12 protein-coding genes are annotated in these 20,306 nt (G+C 39.0%); 3 read left to right on the top strand and 9 right to left on the bottom strand.

The genetic code is table 11. From position 1 onward, the window contains the following. The 9 genes from NRL14_RS14540 to NRL14_RS14500 all read right to left on the bottom strand — a co-directional run bounded on the left by NRL14_RS14540 (position 1) and on the right by NRL14_RS14500 (position 14,398). Positions 1-1,275 (bottom strand): family 16 glycosylhydrolase, encoded by a 1,275-nt coding sequence (locus tag NRL14_RS14540; protein WP_306724984.1) that lies wholly within the window; start codon positions 1,273-1,275, stop codon positions 1-3. Positions 1,276-1,423: 148 nt separating this feature from the next. Further along, positions 1,424-4,897: a TonB-dependent receptor gene (locus NRL14_RS14535; RefSeq protein WP_306724983.1), complete on the bottom strand. Its 3,474-nt coding sequence runs from the start codon at positions 4,895-4,897 to the stop codon at positions 1,424-1,426. A 212-nt stretch (positions 4,898-5,109) separates the two neighbouring features. Then, positions 5,110-7,449: an alkaline phosphatase D family protein gene (locus NRL14_RS14530; protein WP_306724982.1), complete on the bottom strand. Its 2,340-nt coding sequence runs from the start codon at positions 7,447-7,449 to the stop codon at positions 5,110-5,112. 68 nt (positions 7,450-7,517) lie between these two features. Then, complete coding sequence (galE, locus tag NRL14_RS14525) at positions 7,518-8,546, bottom strand: UDP-glucose 4-epimerase GalE (protein ID WP_306724981.1); 1,029 nt, start codon at positions 8,544-8,546, stop codon at positions 7,518-7,520. Positions 8,547-8,556: 10 nt separating this feature from the next. Continuing rightward, positions 8,557-9,711 (bottom strand): galactokinase, encoded by a 1,155-nt coding sequence (gene galK / locus NRL14_RS14520; protein ID WP_149605594.1) that lies wholly within the window; start codon positions 9,709-9,711, stop codon positions 8,557-8,559. Continuing rightward, positions 9,708-10,763, bottom strand: coding sequence for a UDP-glucose--hexose-1-phosphate uridylyltransferase (locus NRL14_RS14515; protein WP_306724980.1), 1,056 nt, complete (start codon positions 10,761-10,763; stop codon positions 9,708-9,710). Before NRL14_RS14515 ends, galK begins: the two co-directional genes overlap by 4 nt. A 12-nt stretch (positions 10,764-10,775) precedes the next feature. Continuing rightward, on the bottom strand, positions 10,776-11,858 hold the full coding sequence (locus NRL14_RS14510) for a glycosyl hydrolase (RefSeq protein ID WP_306724979.1): 1,083 nt from the start codon (positions 11,856-11,858) through the stop codon (positions 10,776-10,778). Positions 11,859-11,867: 9 nt separating this feature from the next. After that, positions 11,868-12,806, bottom strand: a complete 939-nt coding sequence (locus NRL14_RS14505; RefSeq protein WP_306724978.1) for a sugar kinase — start codon at positions 12,804-12,806, stop codon at positions 11,868-11,870. Then, positions 12,803-14,398: an MFS transporter gene (locus NRL14_RS14500; RefSeq protein ID WP_306724977.1), complete on the bottom strand. Its 1,596-nt coding sequence runs from the start codon at positions 14,396-14,398 to the stop codon at positions 12,803-12,805. The genes NRL14_RS14505 and NRL14_RS14500 overlap by 4 nt, the downstream gene beginning before the upstream one ends. A 321-nt stretch (positions 14,399-14,719) precedes the next feature. Between NRL14_RS14500 and NRL14_RS14495 the strand changes: the two genes are divergently transcribed. From NRL14_RS14495 to NRL14_RS14485, 3 genes are all read left to right on the top strand, one after another. Further along, positions 14,720-17,059, top strand: coding sequence for an agarase (locus NRL14_RS14495; RefSeq protein ID WP_306724976.1), 2,340 nt, complete (start codon positions 14,720-14,722; stop codon positions 17,057-17,059). 172 nt (positions 17,060-17,231) lie between these two features. Continuing rightward, on the top strand, positions 17,232-17,846 hold the full coding sequence (locus NRL14_RS14490) for a GntR family transcriptional regulator (RefSeq protein WP_138682030.1): 615 nt from the start codon (positions 17,232-17,234) through the stop codon (positions 17,844-17,846). 820 nt (positions 17,847-18,666) lie between these two features. After that, a partial coding sequence (locus NRL14_RS14485; RefSeq protein ID WP_306724975.1) for a multiheme c-type cytochrome occupies positions 18,667-20,306 on the top strand: 1,640 nt, incomplete at its 3' end.

The following is a 20,306-nucleotide window of genomic DNA, read 5'->3' as shown; positions in this document are numbered from 1 at the left end:
TTAGTCCTCGCTATTTTCTTTTCGGGTGTAGTACCTAACCCAATCTATCGCCATGCTGGTACCATCAATATCATCACTTACAGGACCTGCAATCGCCGCTTTTAAAATAGCTAAACTAAATAACATCGTTGTTTCACTAAAGCAGACATCATTTCTCATGGTGTAATAGAGTTCACCGTCAAAATAAAAATTAAAGTAATCTTTATCCCACTCAAGCCCATAGGTATGAAACTCTTTTGAAAAATCAGCAACGTTAGCGGCATTATATGAAGTGATTTTTTGCCAATTTTCTCCATCGTGATACTCGATGTTGTAATCGGAAATTAAATTGCGATAAGCACCTTTATCAACACCATGCTCTTGCAACCAACCATTTATAAATTGAATAGCGCCAATTTCATGCGACTTATCCCAACTGAGTTCTAAAAACTTTTCACCATGCTTTTCTGACACCCAGCGTGTTTGCGGATTACCATCAATAGCAAAAGACTCTTCTGATATTAACTTATTAAATAACCCATTCGTTTTTATAGAAACATCGTCAGCTTGCGCTAAATTGCTTATATTCTTTATTTTTTCTTCGTCAAATGCATCAGGGTATTGAGCGCTAGGCGCAAAGACTCTAAATTCAGAAATATGAAGAGACGTAGGATTAGTCGATGTTAATCGTATTTTTTTGGTTTTAACTGGCTTGTTAAACTCAACAGTGTGATCAGGCTTGCCGATTAAAGTGTGGTGTAACTGGTTATCACTGTGAGTAACACGGCCATTTGGTAGTGTATAAGTATCAGTCCAGTTATGTACGTTGGTATTAATTATATTAGGGAAATGCCCTTCATTAATATCAATCTCGCATGCCTTTAAGCCATCTTTAACCCCTTGTTTTGGCCAAAACCAAAATGAGTTATTCGTGCCATAGGCACCAGCATATTTAAAGCGAGCTTCATAATAGCCATAATGAAATGAGCGTTTTGACCAAATATTACCTGTCGTCCAGTCTTGGCCACCTCGAGGTTCTTTCTTTGCTAATAAGTGCAGTATTCCGTCTTTAACTTGTGCATTATCGCGCCAGCGACTACTTAATACCCATGGGTTTTCTGTCGGCCCATTTTGAGAAACCCAGTTTTTATCTAATTCAGCATTTGCATAATTAAACTCATCATTCCACTGTAATTGCCATGTTGAGGAGTCAAGTTCGCGTGGTTGATCAGCACCAGCAAAAAACGATGTGACAACTATTGTTGCCAGCGTACATTTAGAAAATACTTTAAACATGTTTTACCCTTTCTTGTTGTTTTATCTAACGAGTTATAAGTTTTATTTCATGCTAGGTATTGTCTTGAGAAATCAAAATGACACTATTTTTATTAAAAAATAAAAAAGCCCGCAGTAATACTGCGGGCTTTTTCATTATCTTATCGTTTTAGAAGTTAATACGGGCATTAAGTCTAAGTGTTCGGCCAGTATGGTATTGATAAACCGTACGCGACTTGGTTGCTTCGCCTTCAAGTGGACTACCTTCAGAGAAAGTCTGACCACCAGCGGATAAGAAGCGACTAGTAAAGTACTGGCGTACGCCCTCATCCGTTAAGTTTGCTACTTGCAGTGAAACCGTCATTTTATCATTTACTTTATAGCTTGCTGAAAAATCAAGCGTCTGGCGTCCCTCTTCCCACAAAGAACCATTTTCCCAAGAGCGTTGTACTAACTGATCAGTTGTACCTTGGTATGATAGACGGAGTTGATGGCCGTCCTTTTCCCAAAAACCTGTCAGGTTGTAGCTATGCTTTGGTGTATAAGCAACAGCAAGCGATGGTAGCTTAACATTGCTATCAATTGATGATACTTCTTGGTCATACTCACTATCTTGATATGTGTAGTTAGCTTGTAGTCCCAAACCAGACCAAATACCTGGCAAATTGTCGTAAGTTTGCATGTATTGTAGCTCTAGACCTTTGATCGACGCGCCTTTACCGTTTTTAATACGCGTAGTATTGAACTTGGCACACAACTGTTCTAAATCATCAGAATATAGCCATTCTTCTTGGTAGTCTGTACTGCCTTGAAAACGTCTAGGCATACATCCTTCAAGGCTGTCTTGTCCTGAAATAAGTACAAGATCATTCGGGTCGTAAGTTTCACCTTCCGTTAAACCTATACCACGTAAATCATCCATATAAGTCACAATAGTTTCTGACTCTTCAAAATTAGTCATATCTTTGTAAAACAAAGTTGCAGCTAACAGACCAGACTCATTAAAGTACCACTCATAAGAAATATCTAAGTTAATTGATTCTAATGGATCAAGTTTAGGGTTAGTGAGCGTGATAGTATTATTACGATTTTCACCACCCCACTGTGTTTCTTTTACCTTGAAGCCAGGTCGCAACGAGTCTATTTGAGGGCGAGCCATTGTTTTGGAGGCCGCAAAACGAATTATAGTATCTTCATCATATAAATAATTAATATTTAAACTTGGCAAGAATAAATCATAGTCATGCTCATCTGTCACACTGAATGAACGAAGGCTTCGGTCCTCAGTTGGTAATAAGTTGCCGTTATCATCAAACTTGCGTTCGCCATAAACATAATTTTTTTCTGTTGATACATCAGAATGGCGCCATAACCACCACTCAGATTCATTTGGATTCCCGCGTACAGCATTAGGATCGTGACATGCACCTTGGTTAGCTAACGCAGTATCATCTCTTAAGTCTTTTGTAGCATTTGTGTCGTAGCCCAAACCGTCTACACGAGACCAACGTGTTTCTGCATTATAATCAGTACCATAGAATAAAATTGGCGCACATTCAGGTAAACTAGTATCGCGTAGCTCTGCCAGTTTAAATGGGTCCATTAAACGAGCTGCGTTAGATGGGTCAAATGCAAACTGTACTCCTGATGCACCTTGAACCTCTACTGTGGTTTTAACATAACGAACGCCAAAATCACCAGAAATCTTACCATCCATTAATTCAAAGTTTAACTTAGTGTAAAATGCTAAGTTGTCTAGTTCAGTATTGCGTGTATTCGAATCATCCGTATTAAAAGCAACTTCACTACTACCTTGGGCAACTTCAAATGCTTTAAATGCTGAAAAACGATTCCAACCATCTGTAATGCTATCACGAGCATAACCAAGACCAGCCATAAAGTCATGAACTGGAAACTCTTCGCCATTGGTTATCAAATCGCCAGAAATATCGCGCAATCCACTGCCCAATACAGCCGGGTTACCAGTGTAAGGGTTTGTTACCACAACGCCCTCACCCACTGAGCTGAATGTACCAATTTGCGCATCAACGTATTTTGTACGGTTTGACCATTTAGCACCAAACTCAATCGATCTGAAATTATCGAAATTAAGAGCGTAATCAAAATCTACAAATAATGATTTTTGGGTATCTTCAACTTCATTTAATGAACGGCTCATATATGATAGATGTTGAGCCCTTAGTTCATCAGGATTAAAACCTGTTGTACTATAGTTATCCCACACATTCAGCGGATCACCAAAATTGTCATTAGGGCCATAATCAATTAAACCCTGACCCGCAACTAGCGTACACACGGAGCTGCTAGTACAATCATAACCAACAGGCTCTATATCTTCTGGTGGTACATTATTGATTATCCACGCATTAATATTTCCAAAGTTTTGTAATGCAACGTAAACTGAGTTATTAGGTATTTGCTGTGTTTTTGAATAGCCAACACCTGCTTTCATCATCAATGAATCGGTAAAACTATGATTCATATCTAATGACAGGATCTGATTTTTATTTTCAAAATCGCCTTCAGATTGCACAAGTCCACCATTACTAAAACGGTTTACAAATTTTGTAAACGTATTCGTTTCAAGATCAATAGTCCGCCAACTTGCTTCGGGATCTGTAAATAATGCAGGGCCTGTACCGCCTAAGCCAGGCTCAACACCTTCAATTAAATTTCCATATTGAGAAGAGCGCGTGTTAATACCATGCATTGAGTTATTTATATCTTGCTTACCCAAAATAGCATTAAAATTAAATTCAGTATTCTCTGATGCTATCCATTGCAAACCAATATTAAAATTAGTTCTATCGTTTTCACTTTCATGATATTGATACTGAACATTACGAGGGGTTATACCAACAACGTTTTCAACAATATTACCGTTTGTATCTGTAGCTAGAGGCGACTCTAATGCATACCACTCCGTTGCTGAAAATTGATCTTTACGATAAGTATTTGTTTCTTTAACTGCGGTAACCACCACACCAAACGTATCATCAAAAAACTTTCTTGAAAAAGTACCTGATACTTTGTAGTTATCTTCTTCAGACAGATCGTTATAACGGCCTTCAAGTGTTACCGTATTTATTTCATAATTTAAATCAAGTGGTTTGGTTGTACTAAGGTTAATATTTGCGCCCAACGCACCTTCTTCATGATCTGCACTTGGGGTTTTTACAACCTCTATCTTAGATAAGATATCTGAAGAATACTGTGATAAATCGACACCTTGGCTATAGCCAGTTGAGCCCAATTGCACCCCATTCATACTAATATTGTTTTGTTGTGAATTAGCGCCACGAACAGTTACCCGTGCGCCTTCACCATCAACAGTTTGTACAGATACCCCTGTTACGCGTGAAAGCGCATCAGCGATGTTTTGATCAGTGGACTTACCAATGTCTTCAGCGTTTATGGAGTCAACAACGTTTTCAGCAAAACGCTTATCATTAATGGATTTTTTAAGACTCGCCGCTAAACCGCTTACTTCAATTATTTCAATATCGGCTTCTACTTTCGTTTTTTCTTGTGTGCTTTCGTCTTGCTTGGCATACACCAATTGTGTTGCAAGTACTGCGGCCGTAATCGCGCTCAATTTGAACGCTTTGTTGATGATTGTCATGTGTGTGTTCCCTTTCTAAGGTTTTATTATGTTGGCAGGTTAATCTTTTGTAAACAATAATATAATAACCAAACAATTGTCAACTGTATTTTGTTAACAATATTAGTTTAATTATAAAAAAACAACTTAATGCGTAAGCATTAAATTGCTCTTAAGTAACTGTGTTAAAGTAAATATTTACACAGAGTTTATCGTCAATAGTTCTAGCCTAATCAAAATTCTTTTATATACGGCCAACCAGTAAACTGCTTTTCTGTTGATGGATCTGTATTCCACTCCCAGCACTCTAATTGATAATATTTTTTTGCATGGTTTATTTTAATAATCCCATAACCTTCACTTTTTAAGTTTCTGTCAGCTAAAAACTTACCCCACGTTGTATTTTGTTTAGCAAAAACTTTATGCGTAACTTTTGGGTTAGCTGCCGCTAGAACTCGCATTTTATTGCCAAACGTGTCTGTAAAATCACCGGTGTTTTTGTCGTTGTTTCGCTGATTTGGTAAAGGTGCGTGGGGTTCAAACCATCGCTGCCAAAATGCTGCGCTAGCTGGGCCTGCAAAAAACAAGCTACCATCATCAAAAGTATTGATTCCTTGATAGGCAAGCAATCCGAGGTGTTGATCTCCCGCAATTACTAATGCATTAGCATCACTTACTAATTTTACTGCGCGTGTACGCCCATCCGCTGGATAGCCATTAGAATCGTAATCAATGAGTCCTTTACCATTTTCATCGGTTTGAGGCGACCCCCACATTGAGGCTGTAATACATATTTTTGGTTTTCCTGGATGCATGCTTTGCCAATTTTTTAGAAAGGCTTCTTGGCGTTTGCCTAATAACTCCCCCGTTGTGGCAAGTTTATTTGCTTTGTAATCAGGTGGCGTTTTAAATTTACGATCCTCAACCATCGCAAAACTAATACCGCCATATTCAAATGCAGCATAACTAACCGGAATATCATATTTTATCGGTGTGGGATCGTAAGGGTCCGGATTATGCCCATTTTGCATACGGTAGATCATTCTAACAAGGTCTTTGTCCCACTTATAACCGCCATCTTCTTCTTTTAGCATATCGGAGTGATCGCCACCATCGCCCCACAAGTTACCTTGCAGCACATCATGGTCATCAACTAAAACAAGTGTAGGCTTATCTTTCATACTATCGGCAAACGCCCAGTACCATAAGTACCATTTATATAAGGTATCTAGTTTGGCATCTTTGGTGTGGCGACCATAGCGAGTCGGGTATGTTTCGTAGTACTGATCGCCACAAAAGACATACATATCAGGGTTATGGTAATTAGCATTTTCTACAAGTTCAGTGTGAGGAAATAAAATATTGTCTTTGGTGTAACGTCCTAAATCGCGCTCGCTACTAATAAGGCGTGTGTAATGTGTGTTGTCTAAGCTTTTAGAAGTAGGAATAATACAAGAGTACAATGCAATCGTAAATTCTTTACTACTTTGTGGGTCCTTAGCAATAGTTCCAGAATATAAAGTGTCATCAGGCTTTTGTGGGTTAACAATTCTGTATTGAGCTTGTTTTAAATAATCCCAATTACTTAATCTAAACCTTGCTACAAAACCATCTTCAATTTTTGCTGTGCCTGCATGCTGCCAATCGGATTGGTTTTCAAACTTATATTGCAGCTCTACGCGTGAAAATTCTTTAATATTAATAGGCATTAACTGACAAGATAACTTGAGTACCTGCTGATTAACACTATACATACACCCCATAACGGGGCCTAAGGTATTGGCATTATTTAGAGTTATTTTACCTCCACCGGTTTCAATATCACTAAACCCCCAACGAGCACCTGCTACAAAAGGCTCTGAGGAGCTTAATAACGAAATACCTCCTTGCAGTTGATCTGCGGGGACTTTGTGAAGTACTGCAAATCCTAACTCCTGGGCAGTATTTGTGTTACTTGCCACAAGACGAATATCAAAATGGTTTGCATCTATTGGGTCTAAATGGCAATCGAGTGTTATTTTATCGCCGCTTTTATATTGTTGTATATTAAATGGAGTACGATTAATAATAGTAAAATCAAGGGCTTTGCTTTCATCATCAAACTGTCTAAATGATAATTTACCTAAACTGTCAAAGGCCGCAATTATTCCGCCATTTTCGCCACCAGCTCGCTGCGCTAAAGCAGCACCTTTAGCTGTTAGCTCACCTTTACCAATCCCTAATAAAAATCCACAAAAGCCTTTTTCGTTCGGCGTTAAATTGCGTACGGTGGCTTTTATACGCCCACTTTGTAAAGAGCTATTAAGCTGCCTGGTGAGTAACGATACGGTACGCGCTTCAAAATCTTTTTCTTCTCGAGTACATAAAAGCTCATTACCTATGCGTTGCCAGTCTTGGAGTCTGTTCCCCCAAAAATGCTTACCGAGCCACACTTGCTTGCTTAAATTCGTATTATCTAATGGTGCAGTTGAGGTTAAGTCACCTCGGTATGATGCAAATAAACCGCTGCAACCACAGAGCATACTTGAACTTAGTAGGCCGGCGCTGAGCTTTAAAAAACTTCTGCGTTTCATTTTAATCACCTTTATTATTGTGTGTGAATTAGGACGCCTTGTGTAGACAGTGTTTTTACATAAGGAGGTTATACATTTGGGTAGCCATTAGGGTTATTGCTTTGCCAGCGCCACGTGTCTTTCATCATGTCTGCAAGGGTGTATTTACATTGCCAGCCTAAAATAGCCTTGGCTTTAGATGAATCGGCCCAAAAAGCAGCTAAGTCGCCATCGCGGCGCTTTACAATGTCAAAGTTAATATCAACTCCGGTATACTCAATAAATGCTTTTACGATACCAAGCACAGAATAAGGAGTGCCAGTGCCTAAGTTAAATGCTTCATATAAGCTATGGTGTTGCTCGCCAAGCCATTTAAGCGCTTTAATATGACCCTTGGCTAAATCACTAACGTGTATATAGTCCCGCTCACATGTACCGTCTTCAGTAGGGTAATCGCCTCCAAAAATAGCTAATTTGTCACGTTTACCTACCGCTACCTGAGCTATAAAGGGCATTAAATTATTTGGAATACCTAATGGATCTTCCCCTATTTGGCCGCTAATATCTGCGCCAATAGGGTTAAAGTAGCGTAAGCTTGCTACTTGCAAACCAGTATTTGACGCTACTATTTCTTGTAGTATTTGCTCAATCATTACTTTTGTTTGCCCATACGGGCTTGCTGCACGCCCTAGAGGTAAGTTTTCGGTATAAGGCACTGATGCCCCTTGCCCATAAACTGTAGCTGATGAGCTAAACACGAGTTTATTAACATTATATTTAAGCATGCATTGGCATAAATTTAAGGTAGACACCAAGTTGGTATAATAATACTCAAGTGGTTTTTCTATTGACTCCCCCACCGCCTTTAAACCTGCAAAATGAATGACCGAATCAAACTGATGCGTTGTAAATGCGGCGCATAACTTATCGTAATCAAGTAAACTGGCATGAATAAATTCAACTTTACGTTGCGCTAAAGCTTCAACACGAGTTAACGATTCACGACTCGAGTTACTTAAATCGTCAATCACAACAACGTTATAGCCATCTTTTAATAAGCTTAAAACAGTGTGGCTACCTATATAGCCTGCGCCTCCCGTAACCAGTACTTTTTTCATTGAATTTTCCTCACGTTCTTATGAGTGATACACCAGCAGACGGTAAGCTGGTATAAATAGACTCTTTCAAGCCTGTTAAACGCTCGTATTGCGACTCAACAGCAGCAATAACATCTTTTACCAGTATATTGGGTACAAATGCGACGACACACCCGCCAAAGCCTCCACCAGTCATTCTTACACCACCATTGTTTTGTATTACTTGGCTAATAATATCCACCAATGTGTCTATTTGCGGTGTAGTTATTTCAAATAAATCACGCATAGAGCCATGGCTTTGAGCCATTAATGTACTAAGTTTCGTTATGTCGTTATGAGTAAAAGCCTGCATAGCTTCAAGGGTGCGGAGATTTTCATAAACAATGTGCTCTACACGTTTAGCAACGTCTTTATTTAGCATATGTTTTTGCGATTCATACTCCTCAATACTCACCTCACGTAAACTTGACTTTGAAAAAGCTTTAGCGCCGCTATAGCATTGCTCGCGTCGAAGGTTATACTCGCTATCGAGTAAGCCGCGTTTAACGTTGGAATTAATCATTAAAATGGTCATAGCAGGGTCAATGCTCACTTCCACTAAATCAAGTGAGCGGCAATCTATCCCTAGTGCTTTACCTTGTGTACCACACGCCGATATAAGCTGATCCATAATTCCACAGTTACACCCTACAAAGTTGTTCTCTGCTGCTTGTGCTATTTTTGCAATCTCTTTACGTTCAATAAACAATTCACATAAATGATTAAACGCATAAGCAATACCTACCTCAAGTGCAGCCGATGAGCTAAGACCAGCTCCTTGCGGGACATTACCTGTGATGCATATGTCGCAGCCACTGAGTTGATGATTTCGTTTTTGCAGTTCATCAACTACGCCGCGAACATAATTACTCCACGTTTGCGTACTGTGGCTATTAAGCGGTTTATTTACTAAAAAGTTGTCGGTTTGGTTATCGCAATCAAGTGCAAGTACATTTACTACATCGTCAGTTCGAGGTGACACTGCAATGTAAGTAGCGTATTCAATGGCACAAGGCAGTACAAAACCGTCATTGTAATCGGTGTGCTCACCAATTAAATTAACACGCCCAGGGGCTTTGACAACAAAGTCGGCATCGCGTCCAAAGTGGTTTAAAAAAGCTAACCGTGCGCTTTGTTCAACATTCATTTAGTGTTCTCTTTATAATGCGTTAGTGATTGTTTCTTCAAAATAGTGGCAGCTTGCTCGGGTGTTATATCACGCTGTGCTTCGGCCATCATTTCGTAACCAACCATAAATTTTTTAACACTGGCTGATCGTAGTAATGGCGGTAAAAACTGCGCATGTAATTGCCAAAATAAGTGGCTTTGACCATCATAAGGCGCGCCATGCCAGCCCATAGAGTAAGGGAACGAGCACTGAAATAAGTTATCGTAACGAGTCGTTATATTTTTAATAATTTCAGCTAGAGTACTTTGTTGAGCGTCTGTCAGCTCTATCATTTGAGTAACCGCAAACCGAGGTAATAGCAGTGTTTCAAATGGCCATGCAGCCCAATAAGGAACAACCACAAGCCAATCATCGTTTACACATACTACGCGTTCATTTAATTCCATCTCACGTTTTGCGTAATCGAGCAATAAACTACTGCCATACTGTTTATAATAGTTACTAAGGTTTGTATGTTTACGTGCAACCAAACTCGGTAATTTATTTTGTGCCCAAATTTGACCATGTGGATGCGGGTTAGAGCATCCCATTACAGCGCCTTTATTTTCAAATACCTGAACCCAGTTGTAAGTTTTTGATAACTCTTGGCATTGCTCTTGCCATGTGCTTACTACATTTGTAATTTGCGAAACACTGAGCTCTGGTAGTGTTTTTGCATGATTAGGCGAAAAACAAATAACACGCGCAGTGCCACGCTCTGTATGCATGCTAAATAGGGGATCGGTTTGCTCCACATCAGGCACACCTTCACGCAAGGCGGCAAAGTCATTAGTAAACACAAAGGTGTTTTTGTAATCTGGATTTACTTCGCCGTTAATACGCGTATTGCCTTTACATAAAAAACAGCTTTTGTCGTATTCTGGTTTAACCTCAATATCTACACTTTCTTCTTGACCTTGCCATGGTCGTTTAGCCCTGTGTGGCGACACCAACACATATTCATTTAATAATGGGTTTAAACGCCGATGTGGATGCTCTGTCGGGTCAAATTGATTTTGTTGCTCACTCATTGTTTACTTTCCCTAGTTACTGTTTTGAAAGGTACCGGCGTCGAGCACTTGCTTACGAGGAGTAAAACGACAAATATAGTTCCAGTTCCAACTGGCATCGTATTTATGGCACAAGCCCCAACTAATGCCTGGCGCTGGGTTTTGATCAAACCCTTGTGCAGGTCTATATAAGCCAATTGCTTCTGGACCGCCTTTTATATGCGCCATAATTTCAAAATTAATACCGTCCTGAGCAAATTGAATAGTATTTTTTTCAGGGCCATCGGTTGTTAGCAAACTAGCAATACCACCTTTGTAATTCCAAACAACGACCTCATGACCGCTATTAGAAATAGGGTTGTAAGGCGATTTAACATAAGGTCCTAATACATCATCAGCAATAGCAACACCGTGTTTGATTTCACGACCACCAAAGTTCATTCCCTCACCTTGGGTCTCACCTTTGTAATACAAGTAAAATTTGTTATTAAAAAATACTAAACATGGATCGTGTACTTTATGGCTATCAAAACTACCTTTAGTTGTTACTGCAAAGCGATTATCTTCATCACCGTGCCATTGACCATCTTTACTTGGGCTAACAATAGGTTCAGGTGATTTAATCCAAGGACCAAAAGGGGTATCGCAATGCGCTATGGCAATATGCTCATATTGGCGATTGGTGTACGGTGTTTGTACCGTTTGATACACCAAGTAATACTTACCTTGATGCGCGAATACTTCAGGGGTAAAAATAGCGCGATCGTCATAGTTACCAGCGTCGCCTCGACTCACAGCGATCCCTTGTTCTTGCCACGTTATGCTATCTTTTGACGTTGCATGCCAAACTTGCGTTAAATCCCAAGGAAACACTTTTGCACTTGAGTCTTGTGTATTAAAACCAACTGTTTCTCCCTCACCTTTGGTGTACCAACAATGATAAACACCATCAATGTATAAAACAGATGAAGGATCGCGACGTATAACCCCTTCTTCATAGGCAAAATCACCCAGCAAAGGTTCTACATCAAATTCTGTCAGCCACTGCGGGCCATATTTATCGTAGCCACGCTCTATTGCACGCTTACTTGCTAAACTTAATTTTTTATCAGACATGTTAATTCCTTACTTACCTAGGCTTATATTTAGCGACTGGTATACGTCAAGAGGTAAAATCGCGCCTTGATGCTGCACAACTTGTGAGGCAACACTGTCAGCCATTTCTAATGCATTTTGAGGGTTTTGGGCACACATTCTGGCGGCTAAGTAGGTTCCCGCAAATGAGTCACCTGCCGCTGTACTGTCAACTTGCTTTGCAGCGGGTGTAAACGGACATGACGCTTTAAGATCATCTTTGCAATAAACCTGCATCCCGGCACTACCAGCTTTAATAACAATTTCGTCGATATCAAATTGTGTACAGTACTTAACAATCTCTGCACTGCTTGAATGACCGAATAACACACGGTGATCATCAAGACCTGGTAAAACTACATTACTAAGCGCATAAGCACGCTCTAGCCATTCAATAGCGTGGCTTTTTGATTGCCACATACGCGCGCGATAATTAGGGTCGAACGCAATTGTGCAGCCTTGTTTTTTAAAATCAGCTAATAATGTGAGTAAACTTTGTTTAGATTCATCATCTAAAATACCTAAACTAATGCCACTGAAAAACACCCAGTCTGATTCTTTCAAACCTAAATTAAATGGCTTTTGAGTATATAAACTCATCATATGCTTCGCTGCTGATTGATTACGCCAATAATCAAAGCTTCGCTCACCATCAGCATCCGTTGAAATAGCGTAAATACCCACGTTATAGTCTGCTGTTGTAATCACGTTTTGCGTGCTAATACCTTCTTGTTGCCAACATTTGAGCATATTGGCACTCAGTACGTCGCTACCTACAGCTGTAAATAGCGCGCAATTTAGTGTGTTTGCAAAACGCTTTGCATACACAAGAGCATTGTAAGTATCGCCCGCAAAAGACTGCTTACATTCGCTAATACCTGTTGGTACTAGCTCGACCATACATTCGCCAATAGCGAGTAAAGTACTCACACACCCTCCTGTACTTTTTTAGTGTGTAGGCCTTCTAGGTAGACTTCAATTTCTTCTATCGATTTATTTTTAGTCTCTGGCATAAACTTAAATAGCAATGCAAAGCCGGCAACACCCGATACGGTATAAAGTAAAAAGATGTTTGCAGCGCCTAAATTACTTAGCTGCCATGGGAAAAACTGCTGAACAAAATAGCTAATTACACTGGCAATAAATGCGAAGGTAGGAATGGCCACACCTCGAATACGAGTCGGGAATATTTCAGAAAATATCACCCACATAATTGGCCCAATCGAAAAGTGAAAGGCTGCAATAAAGCCCGCTATACCAAATGATATAAGTGGCGCGTTTATAGTTGCTGCGCGTGAAATTAAATCGCTTTCAAATAATTGCTGTTGCGAAGCAGTAAGTACGCTCGCTAGTGCTTGCTTAAATTCAATATCACTGTGATACACAGTACCAATTATGTGCTCCAGTCCTGTAATAGAATTTAACGCTGAAAATGAGGCTATATCCTCAGCCGACAAACTATATTCTGCCTGGCTAAAGCCTAAATAACACATAAACAAACTAAGTGTTGCAGCTGCTAATCCCCAAATAACAAGGGGTCTGCGCCCTAACTTATCTATCAAAGCAATAGCTACCACAGTAAATACAATACTGACTAAACCAATTAAAACAGCGTTAAGAAAAGCCGCATCAGTGCCGACTCCCAGTTGTTCAAACACCGTTGGAGCATAAAACATTATGGCGTTAATCCCCGTCACTTGCTGCACAATAGCAATAGTAAAAGCAATAATGACAGCGGCGCGAACACGACTTTCGAGTAGTTGTTTAAATGAAGAAAAATACCCACCTGTTTCGCTGTAATCAACCAAGCTCTCTTTAATACTCTTAAGTTGCTCTTGGGCCAATTCAGTATTTTTATTTAAACGATGCAAGATAGTTATAGCGCGTGTTTCGTTGCCTTTCATAACTAACCAACGCGGGCTTTGAGGAATAGTAAATAATAATAAAAACCATAAAACAGCAGGAACAATCTCAACGCCTAGCATCCAGCGCCATAAATTATCTTGCACATTCCACTGTGTTACCCACTCAAAATTACTGTGAGCTAAATCAACAAGTAAGTAGTTAGCAAAATACGCTGCGGATAATCCAACAACAATATTTATTTGAATCATAGACACTAATTTACCACGGTACTTAGACGGTGCAACTTCACCTATATACATAGCAGCGACCGATAAAGACGTGAATGCTAATCCACCTATAAAACGAGCAGCAACTAATAGCTCGTAACTTGGCGCTAAAACCGATGCAATTGCCGACAGTATGTATATAAACGCAATGCCTATTAAAGTATTTTTTCGGCCAAACATATTGCATATGTAACCGGTAATGACTAAAGCAAATAGCACACCAAAACCAGGCGCACTCACGACTGTGCCAATTTGAATGTCTGATAAATTGAATTCTGCCGATACAAAACGAACCGTACCTGAAATAAGAGCAGCGTCTAATCCAAATATAAAGCCACCAAAGGCGACAATAAATGCAAAGAAAAACACATTACGTTTACTACCATTCATACTTCAATCCAACTTTGTTGTTATTGTGTGTTACTTTATGTAGAGAATAAAGTAAGGGGTTGTACCAAATCATATATTGTTAACAATTAACCATGGGTGTGATTTCGAGAGTATTTTAAAATTAATATACTTGCAACCTATATTTTAAAGAACGTTACTTTATGTTCATTTGTTTTGTAATAAATATAAAAAAATAATTAAATAAAATCATTACCTTACTGGTGTATATTCTAAAAAGCCAAAATTGCACATTGTTAACAATTTTCAAATTTGTTTTTTTAATGTATGGTATGTTAAATTGTAATTAAAGGTTAAACAGCAATGACATATAAAAAGAACATACTCCTCACATCGCTCTTGCTTGCGTTAAGTGCCTGTAATCAAGAAGACGTTAAAGTTGCTCGCCCCACAACAGATGCCGTACAGATTAAATCTACTAATACATTAATGTATTTATTTGCAGATGACACTCACCATACAGCGACGTCTGTTGATTACCAAAGTAATTCCGCTATAGTAAAAAATGAAAACTCGGTTTTAAATGTACAGTTTCAATCTAAGAAAAACTCGTACGCTAGTATTGTTTTTTCACCGGAAAAACCTTGGGATTGGAGTGAATTTAATGATTTCAATCTTGCCTTTGAATTGGCAAACCCGGGAACACACTCTGTACAAATTTATTTAGATATCTCCGATATTGACGGTGCTAACTATACGCGTAGCGTTAATGTGCCGGTAGGTGGATACAACACGTATTACGCAAAACTTGACGGCCACGACCTTGCAACGCCCGATGGCAAAGAAAATGTAGAACTTAACTTTACTTCTGGTCTTCGCTCTAACCCAGATACGTGGGAGTCTGATGAGGTACAGTTTATTTCTATGTGGGGTAAAAAAAATCTCAACTTAAAAGGCATCGCTAAAATAGCAATTAGCGTGCAAAGTACATTACATGACAAAGAGCTGGCAATAAAATCTATTTCACTTCGTAAAAACCCTCAATTTAATACCGCTTTTTTAACCAAAATTGTTGATGAATTTGGCCAAAATGCAAAACAAGAATTTGCAGGGAAAGTACATTCAGAAGCCGAGCTATTGAGCGACAAAAAACAAGAAGCAACACAGTTACTTTCTAAACGCCCTACTAATCGCTCACGCTTTGGTGGCTGGGCAGAAGGTCCAAAATTAGAAGCGACTGGTTATTTTAGAACGGCTAAATACAATGATAAATGGTCATTAGTCGACCCTGATGGCTATTTATATCTTGCAACTGGCATTGATATTATTCGTCTTGCAAACTCAACAACACTGACGGGTTACGATTTTGATCAAGCGTTGTTAGCTAAACCAGCTGATGCAGGTGTAACACCTGAGGATTCAAAAGGTTTAAACCAAGTAAATAAAGAAGCGCTTAAAAGCCGCTTTGTAGCGTCACAAGTGCGTAAAAATTTATTTGAATGGCTACCTGATTATAGCGATACACTCGGTAAACATTTTGGCTATCGTAAAAGTGCGCATTCGGGTCCGTTAGAACACGGTGAAACATATAGCTTCTACGCTGCTAATTTAGAACGCAAATATGGTCAAAATAATGCAGATTACATGCAAAAATGGCGAGAAGTTACCCTCGATAGAATGATTACATGGGGCTTTAGTTCATTAGGCAACTGGACAGATCCGAGCTACTACGATAATCAAAAAGTGCCCTATTTTGCCAATGGTTGGATTATAGGTGATTTTAAAACCGTATCAAGCGGCAACGATTTTTGGGGAGCCATGCCGGATGTATTCGACCCTGAATTTACAGTGCGTGCTAACGAAACCGTTAGTGTTGTTGCAAAAGAAGTTAAAAATTCGCCTTGGGCAGTAGGTGTATTCATTGATAACGAAAAAAGCTTTGGCCGCCCTGATTCTGTTAAAAGCCATTATGGTATTGTAATAAACACATTAGGCCGTGATGCTAAAACAGTGCCTACTAAAGCTGAATTTTCTCGCTTAATGAAAGAAAAATATACTGATGTCGCTGAACTTAATAAGGTATGGCACTTAAACTTAGCCTCATGGGCTGAGTTTGACAAAGGTGTAACGATTGATATAAAAAATGAAGAGCAGCTTGTCGATTTTTCTATATTACTCACCGCCTATGCTGATAAGTACTTTAGTGTGGTAAATGCCGCTATGGATAAATACCTACCAAATCATATGTATTTAGGTGCGCGTTTTCCTGATTGGGGCATGCCTATAGAAGTTGTTAAAGCCTCGGCTAAATATGTTGATGTAATAAGTTTTAACGCATACAAAGAAGGCCTAAGGGATGACAAGTGGGCGTTTTTATCACAATTTGACAAACCCGCTATAATTGGTGAGTTTCATGTTGGTTCATCTGATTCAGGATTATTTCATCCTGGGTTAATACATGCTGCTAATCAACAAGACAGAGCAAATATGTATACCGATTATATGAACTCAGTGATCGACAACCCCTACTTTATAGGTGCTCATTGGTTTCAGTATATAGATTCTCCGATTACAGGCAGAGCTTACGATGGCGAAAATTATAACGTAGGCTTTATAAGTGTCACTGATAGACCCTACATTGAAATGATTGAAGCCGCTAAAGCGATGAATGAGTCTATGTATGAGCGACGATTTAAAAAATAATTGCACATTCATCATTTAATTGTACATTTATTGGTCTGTTGTAATGTGTTAACAATAGACCATTCCTTTTTTTTTATATACACTGAGATAAGTACATGATCTTAACTCGAATAACGACTATTTTTTAACCGCAGCTAAGGTCACATAAAGTAAATTAAATCTAGGAATAAATATGGCTGGTAACAGAGCAACAAAAATTTTGTCTGTAAAAGATCAAATCGCTGAACAATTACGTTCAGATATAATCTCTGGTGAAATGCCACCACAAACTAAGTTAAATGAAAAAGAGCTGGCTGAGCGCTTTGGTCTCTCCAGAGGTCCAATTCGAGATGTGATTTTGCAATTAACAAAAGAAGGTCTGTTGATTTCGCGAAACAATTGCGGTGCATCAGTCAACAGCGTACTAGAGCCTAAGTTACAACGTTTAATGATTAAACTTCGCCGCAGCATAGAAGAGTATGCAATCACTGAATTAAACGGTAATTTAACTGATCAAAACATTGCAGAACTTGAAGGTATCTTAGCATCTCTAGAAGATGCCCTTGATCGCGAAGATTACACCGAAGTAACTAAAATCGATATCTCATTTCACCAATACTTAATTTATCAAGCGGGTGGTGAAGAGTTAGTTAATATTTGGTACCCGTATGTCATGCGTATGCGTTTAAATTATAAACGCATCACCTCAAGCTCTGAATGTGTAAACGAGCATCGCGCTATTTTAGAAGCACTAAAAGCACAAGATAGCGCCGCAGCAATTAAAGCCGTAAAACATAATATCAAGTGATGAAATAAACTTTATGCTTAATCAACGCCACTGCAAATCGAATTTAAAGTCAGTAGTAATAAATTAACTAAGCTGAATCTTGTTTAAGAAATTGAACTAAGTGCCTGTCCCGAGTTCCGAACTTTCGCTCAAGAACGATTGGATAAACAAGGAACAGGCATGATTAAAACTGTTGAATTAGTTTTCGATGTCGATGTCGACGATTTTTGCAAAATACTCCCCTCAATGAAACAAGCAATTACTCGACGATGACACTCAAAAATGTCAACGACCAGTGAAGTTATGACCTTAGTTATGTCTCACTTATATACAAAAATGAATTTTACAATTTAGTCAGCTATACCCGACTATTAGCGTTTATGCCTAAGGTCATTATATCGATGTAACTTAATAACTTATAAAGCTGCATCGCTGTGTTATCTAACATCTAATTACTCTTAAATATTAATGCTAATGAAGTTTAATATTTGATGTCTTTTTGTTATTGTTAACGGTTGACAATCATGCTTTTATCAATGGTCAATATAAATCTCCAATTCGAACTAATTAAGATTAAGGGTCGTACTATTTCAAATCACGAGGAATAGAGTATTTGATAAGGGTTGCAAGTGTGATCAGGATTTAAAGCACCAATAAATATGCAAATAAAACCACTAATATTATAAAGTTTCACTTAAAAATATCTATTTTAGTTATACAGGGCTTGATAACGGCGAGTGTCACTTTTCAGCTATTACCAAGACAAGCTCTGTTGATTGCAATGAAATACATGAATAAATCTCAAGCGAGAATTTAATACTTGCTAATATAAATAAAGACTATGGATCGAGTCCAAAATGATAAATATAATAAAGAGCCTCTTTGCTATTCTTTTTTATGCAGCTGTTTTTCAGCTATTGCAAACGATGAATGCCAATCTTGTCATCAAAAACAAACCAGCGATTGGAAACAATCAGACCATGCCAGTTCAATGGCTTTAGCCAATAAAGATACCGTGCTTGGGGATTTTAATAATGTAACGACGACCCACTTTTCCCAAAAAGCCGAATTTTATAAAGAAAATGATGCCTTTTTAGTTGATTTAACCGAGCAAGGCACTAAAAAAACGTACGCCGTAAGTTATGTATTTGGCTTTGACCCGCTGCAACAGTATTTAATTGAAGTTGAAAAAGGTAAGTACCAAGTATTTCCTTTTGCATGGGATAGCCGCCCTAAAAACAAAGGCGGCAAACGATGGTATGCCAACTACGCTAACGAGGATGTAAAACCAAACGACCGCCTTCATTGGCTGCAACCTCTGCAAAATTGGAACGGCATGTGCGCCGATTGCCACTCAGATAATTTAAAACGTAATTTCAACAGTGAAAAAGAGCGCTTTGATACGCACTTTTCAAATATAAATGTAGGCTGTAAATCTTGCCACAGCGATATAAAGGATGAACATAAAACTAAAAAAATCATAAAGACAGCTCAAACAAGCCCGACCAATATGTCGCAGTGGAAAATAATTGGCGATAATAAAATTGCTACTTGGCAAGGTGAACCCCGCGATAACAGCTTTATGCAAGGCTGTTATGCGTGCCACTCGCTTAGAAGCCCGCTTACTGATGGTTTTGATAACAGCCAAGCATTTTTGGACCAATTTAGTCCTTCATTTTTAGAACCTAATTTGTATCACGCCGATGGTCAAATTAAAGAAGAAGTGTATGTGTTTAGCTCTTTTACACAAAGTAAAATGTACAAAGCCGGTGTTAACTGCGTTGACTGCCACGATAAACACACTATGAAAGTAAAAACAAAAACGAATGGGCTATGCTTGCAGTGTCACAGTGCCAGTGAATACAACAAACCCGAGCATCATCGTCATAAAGAACAATCAACCGGTGCACAATGTGTTAGCTGTCATATGCCAACCAACAGATACATGGGCGTTGATGACAGGCGCGACCATAGCTTTAAAATTCCTCGCCCTGATATATCAATAAAATACGATACACCCAATGCCTGTGTGCAATGCCACGACGGTCAAACAAATGAATGGGCAGCAAGCACGCTTGAAAAATGGCATGGTAAAGCATCGGCATTAAGTGCAAGCGAGCACAGTATGCTTGAGTTGCGCTCATTAAAAGCCATATCGCAAAATGCACATATACGCTTAATTAATGACTTTTCGTTAAACGAAATAGATCGCGCCAGTGCGATTGCTTATTTAGGCAATTCAGGGGCTGAGCTAAACGATGCCACAGTAAAAAGTTGGGTTAATTCACCGCTTCCGCTTATTCGCTTGGCGATTGCTAGAGTAGGTTTTTTACTGCCCGAAGCAGAGCGCTTAAAAAGCTACAAACAACTATTAACCGACAAATTAAAGTCGGTGCGTGTTGCCGCAGCGCAAAACCTAAGCCAAACAACAGCGCAGTTAAATGGGCTTAATCAATCAATTATAGAGCTTGCACACGCTAA

The organism is Pseudoalteromonas sp. 20-92, from assembly GCF_030847595.1.
GTDB classification, from domain to species: domain Bacteria; phylum Pseudomonadota; class Gammaproteobacteria; order Enterobacterales; family Alteromonadaceae; genus Pseudoalteromonas; species Pseudoalteromonas fuliginea.
This window is presented reverse-complemented; position numbering and strand designations above follow the sequence as displayed.

Bases quoted from the DNA above. Each gene is read 5' to 3' on its own strand.
- NRL14_RS14495 (WP_306724976.1), top strand. From the start codon at position 14,720: ATGACATATAAAAAGAACATACTCCTCACATCGCTCTTGCTTGCGTTA.
- NRL14_RS14530 (WP_306724982.1), bottom strand. From the start codon at position 7,449: ATGAAACGCAGAAGTTTTTTAAAGCTCAGCGCCGGCCTACTAAGTTCA.
- NRL14_RS14535 (WP_306724983.1), bottom strand. From the start codon at position 4,897: ATGACAATCATCAACAAAGCGTTCAAATTGAGCGCGATTACGGCCGCA.
- NRL14_RS14510 (WP_306724979.1), bottom strand. From the start codon at position 11,858: ATGTCTGATAAAAAATTAAGTTTAGCAAGTAAGCGTGCAATAGAGCGT.
- NRL14_RS14500 (WP_306724977.1), bottom strand. From the start codon at position 14,398: ATGAATGGTAGTAAACGTAATGTGTTTTTCTTTGCATTTATTGTCGCC.
- NRL14_RS14540 (WP_306724984.1), bottom strand. From the start codon at position 1,275: ATGTTTAAAGTATTTTCTAAATGTACGCTGGCAACAATAGTTGTCACA.
- galE (WP_306724981.1), bottom strand. From the start codon at position 8,546: ATGAAAAAAGTACTGGTTACGGGAGGCGCAGGCTATATAGGTAGCCAC.
- NRL14_RS14515 (WP_306724980.1), bottom strand. From the start codon at position 10,763: ATGAGTGAGCAACAAAATCAATTTGACCCGACAGAGCATCCACATCGG.
- galK (WP_149605594.1), bottom strand. From the start codon at position 9,711: ATGAATGTTGAACAAAGCGCACGGTTAGCTTTTTTAAACCACTTTGGA.
- NRL14_RS14490 (WP_138682030.1), top strand. From the start codon at position 17,232: ATGGCTGGTAACAGAGCAACAAAAATTTTGTCTGTAAAAGATCAAATC.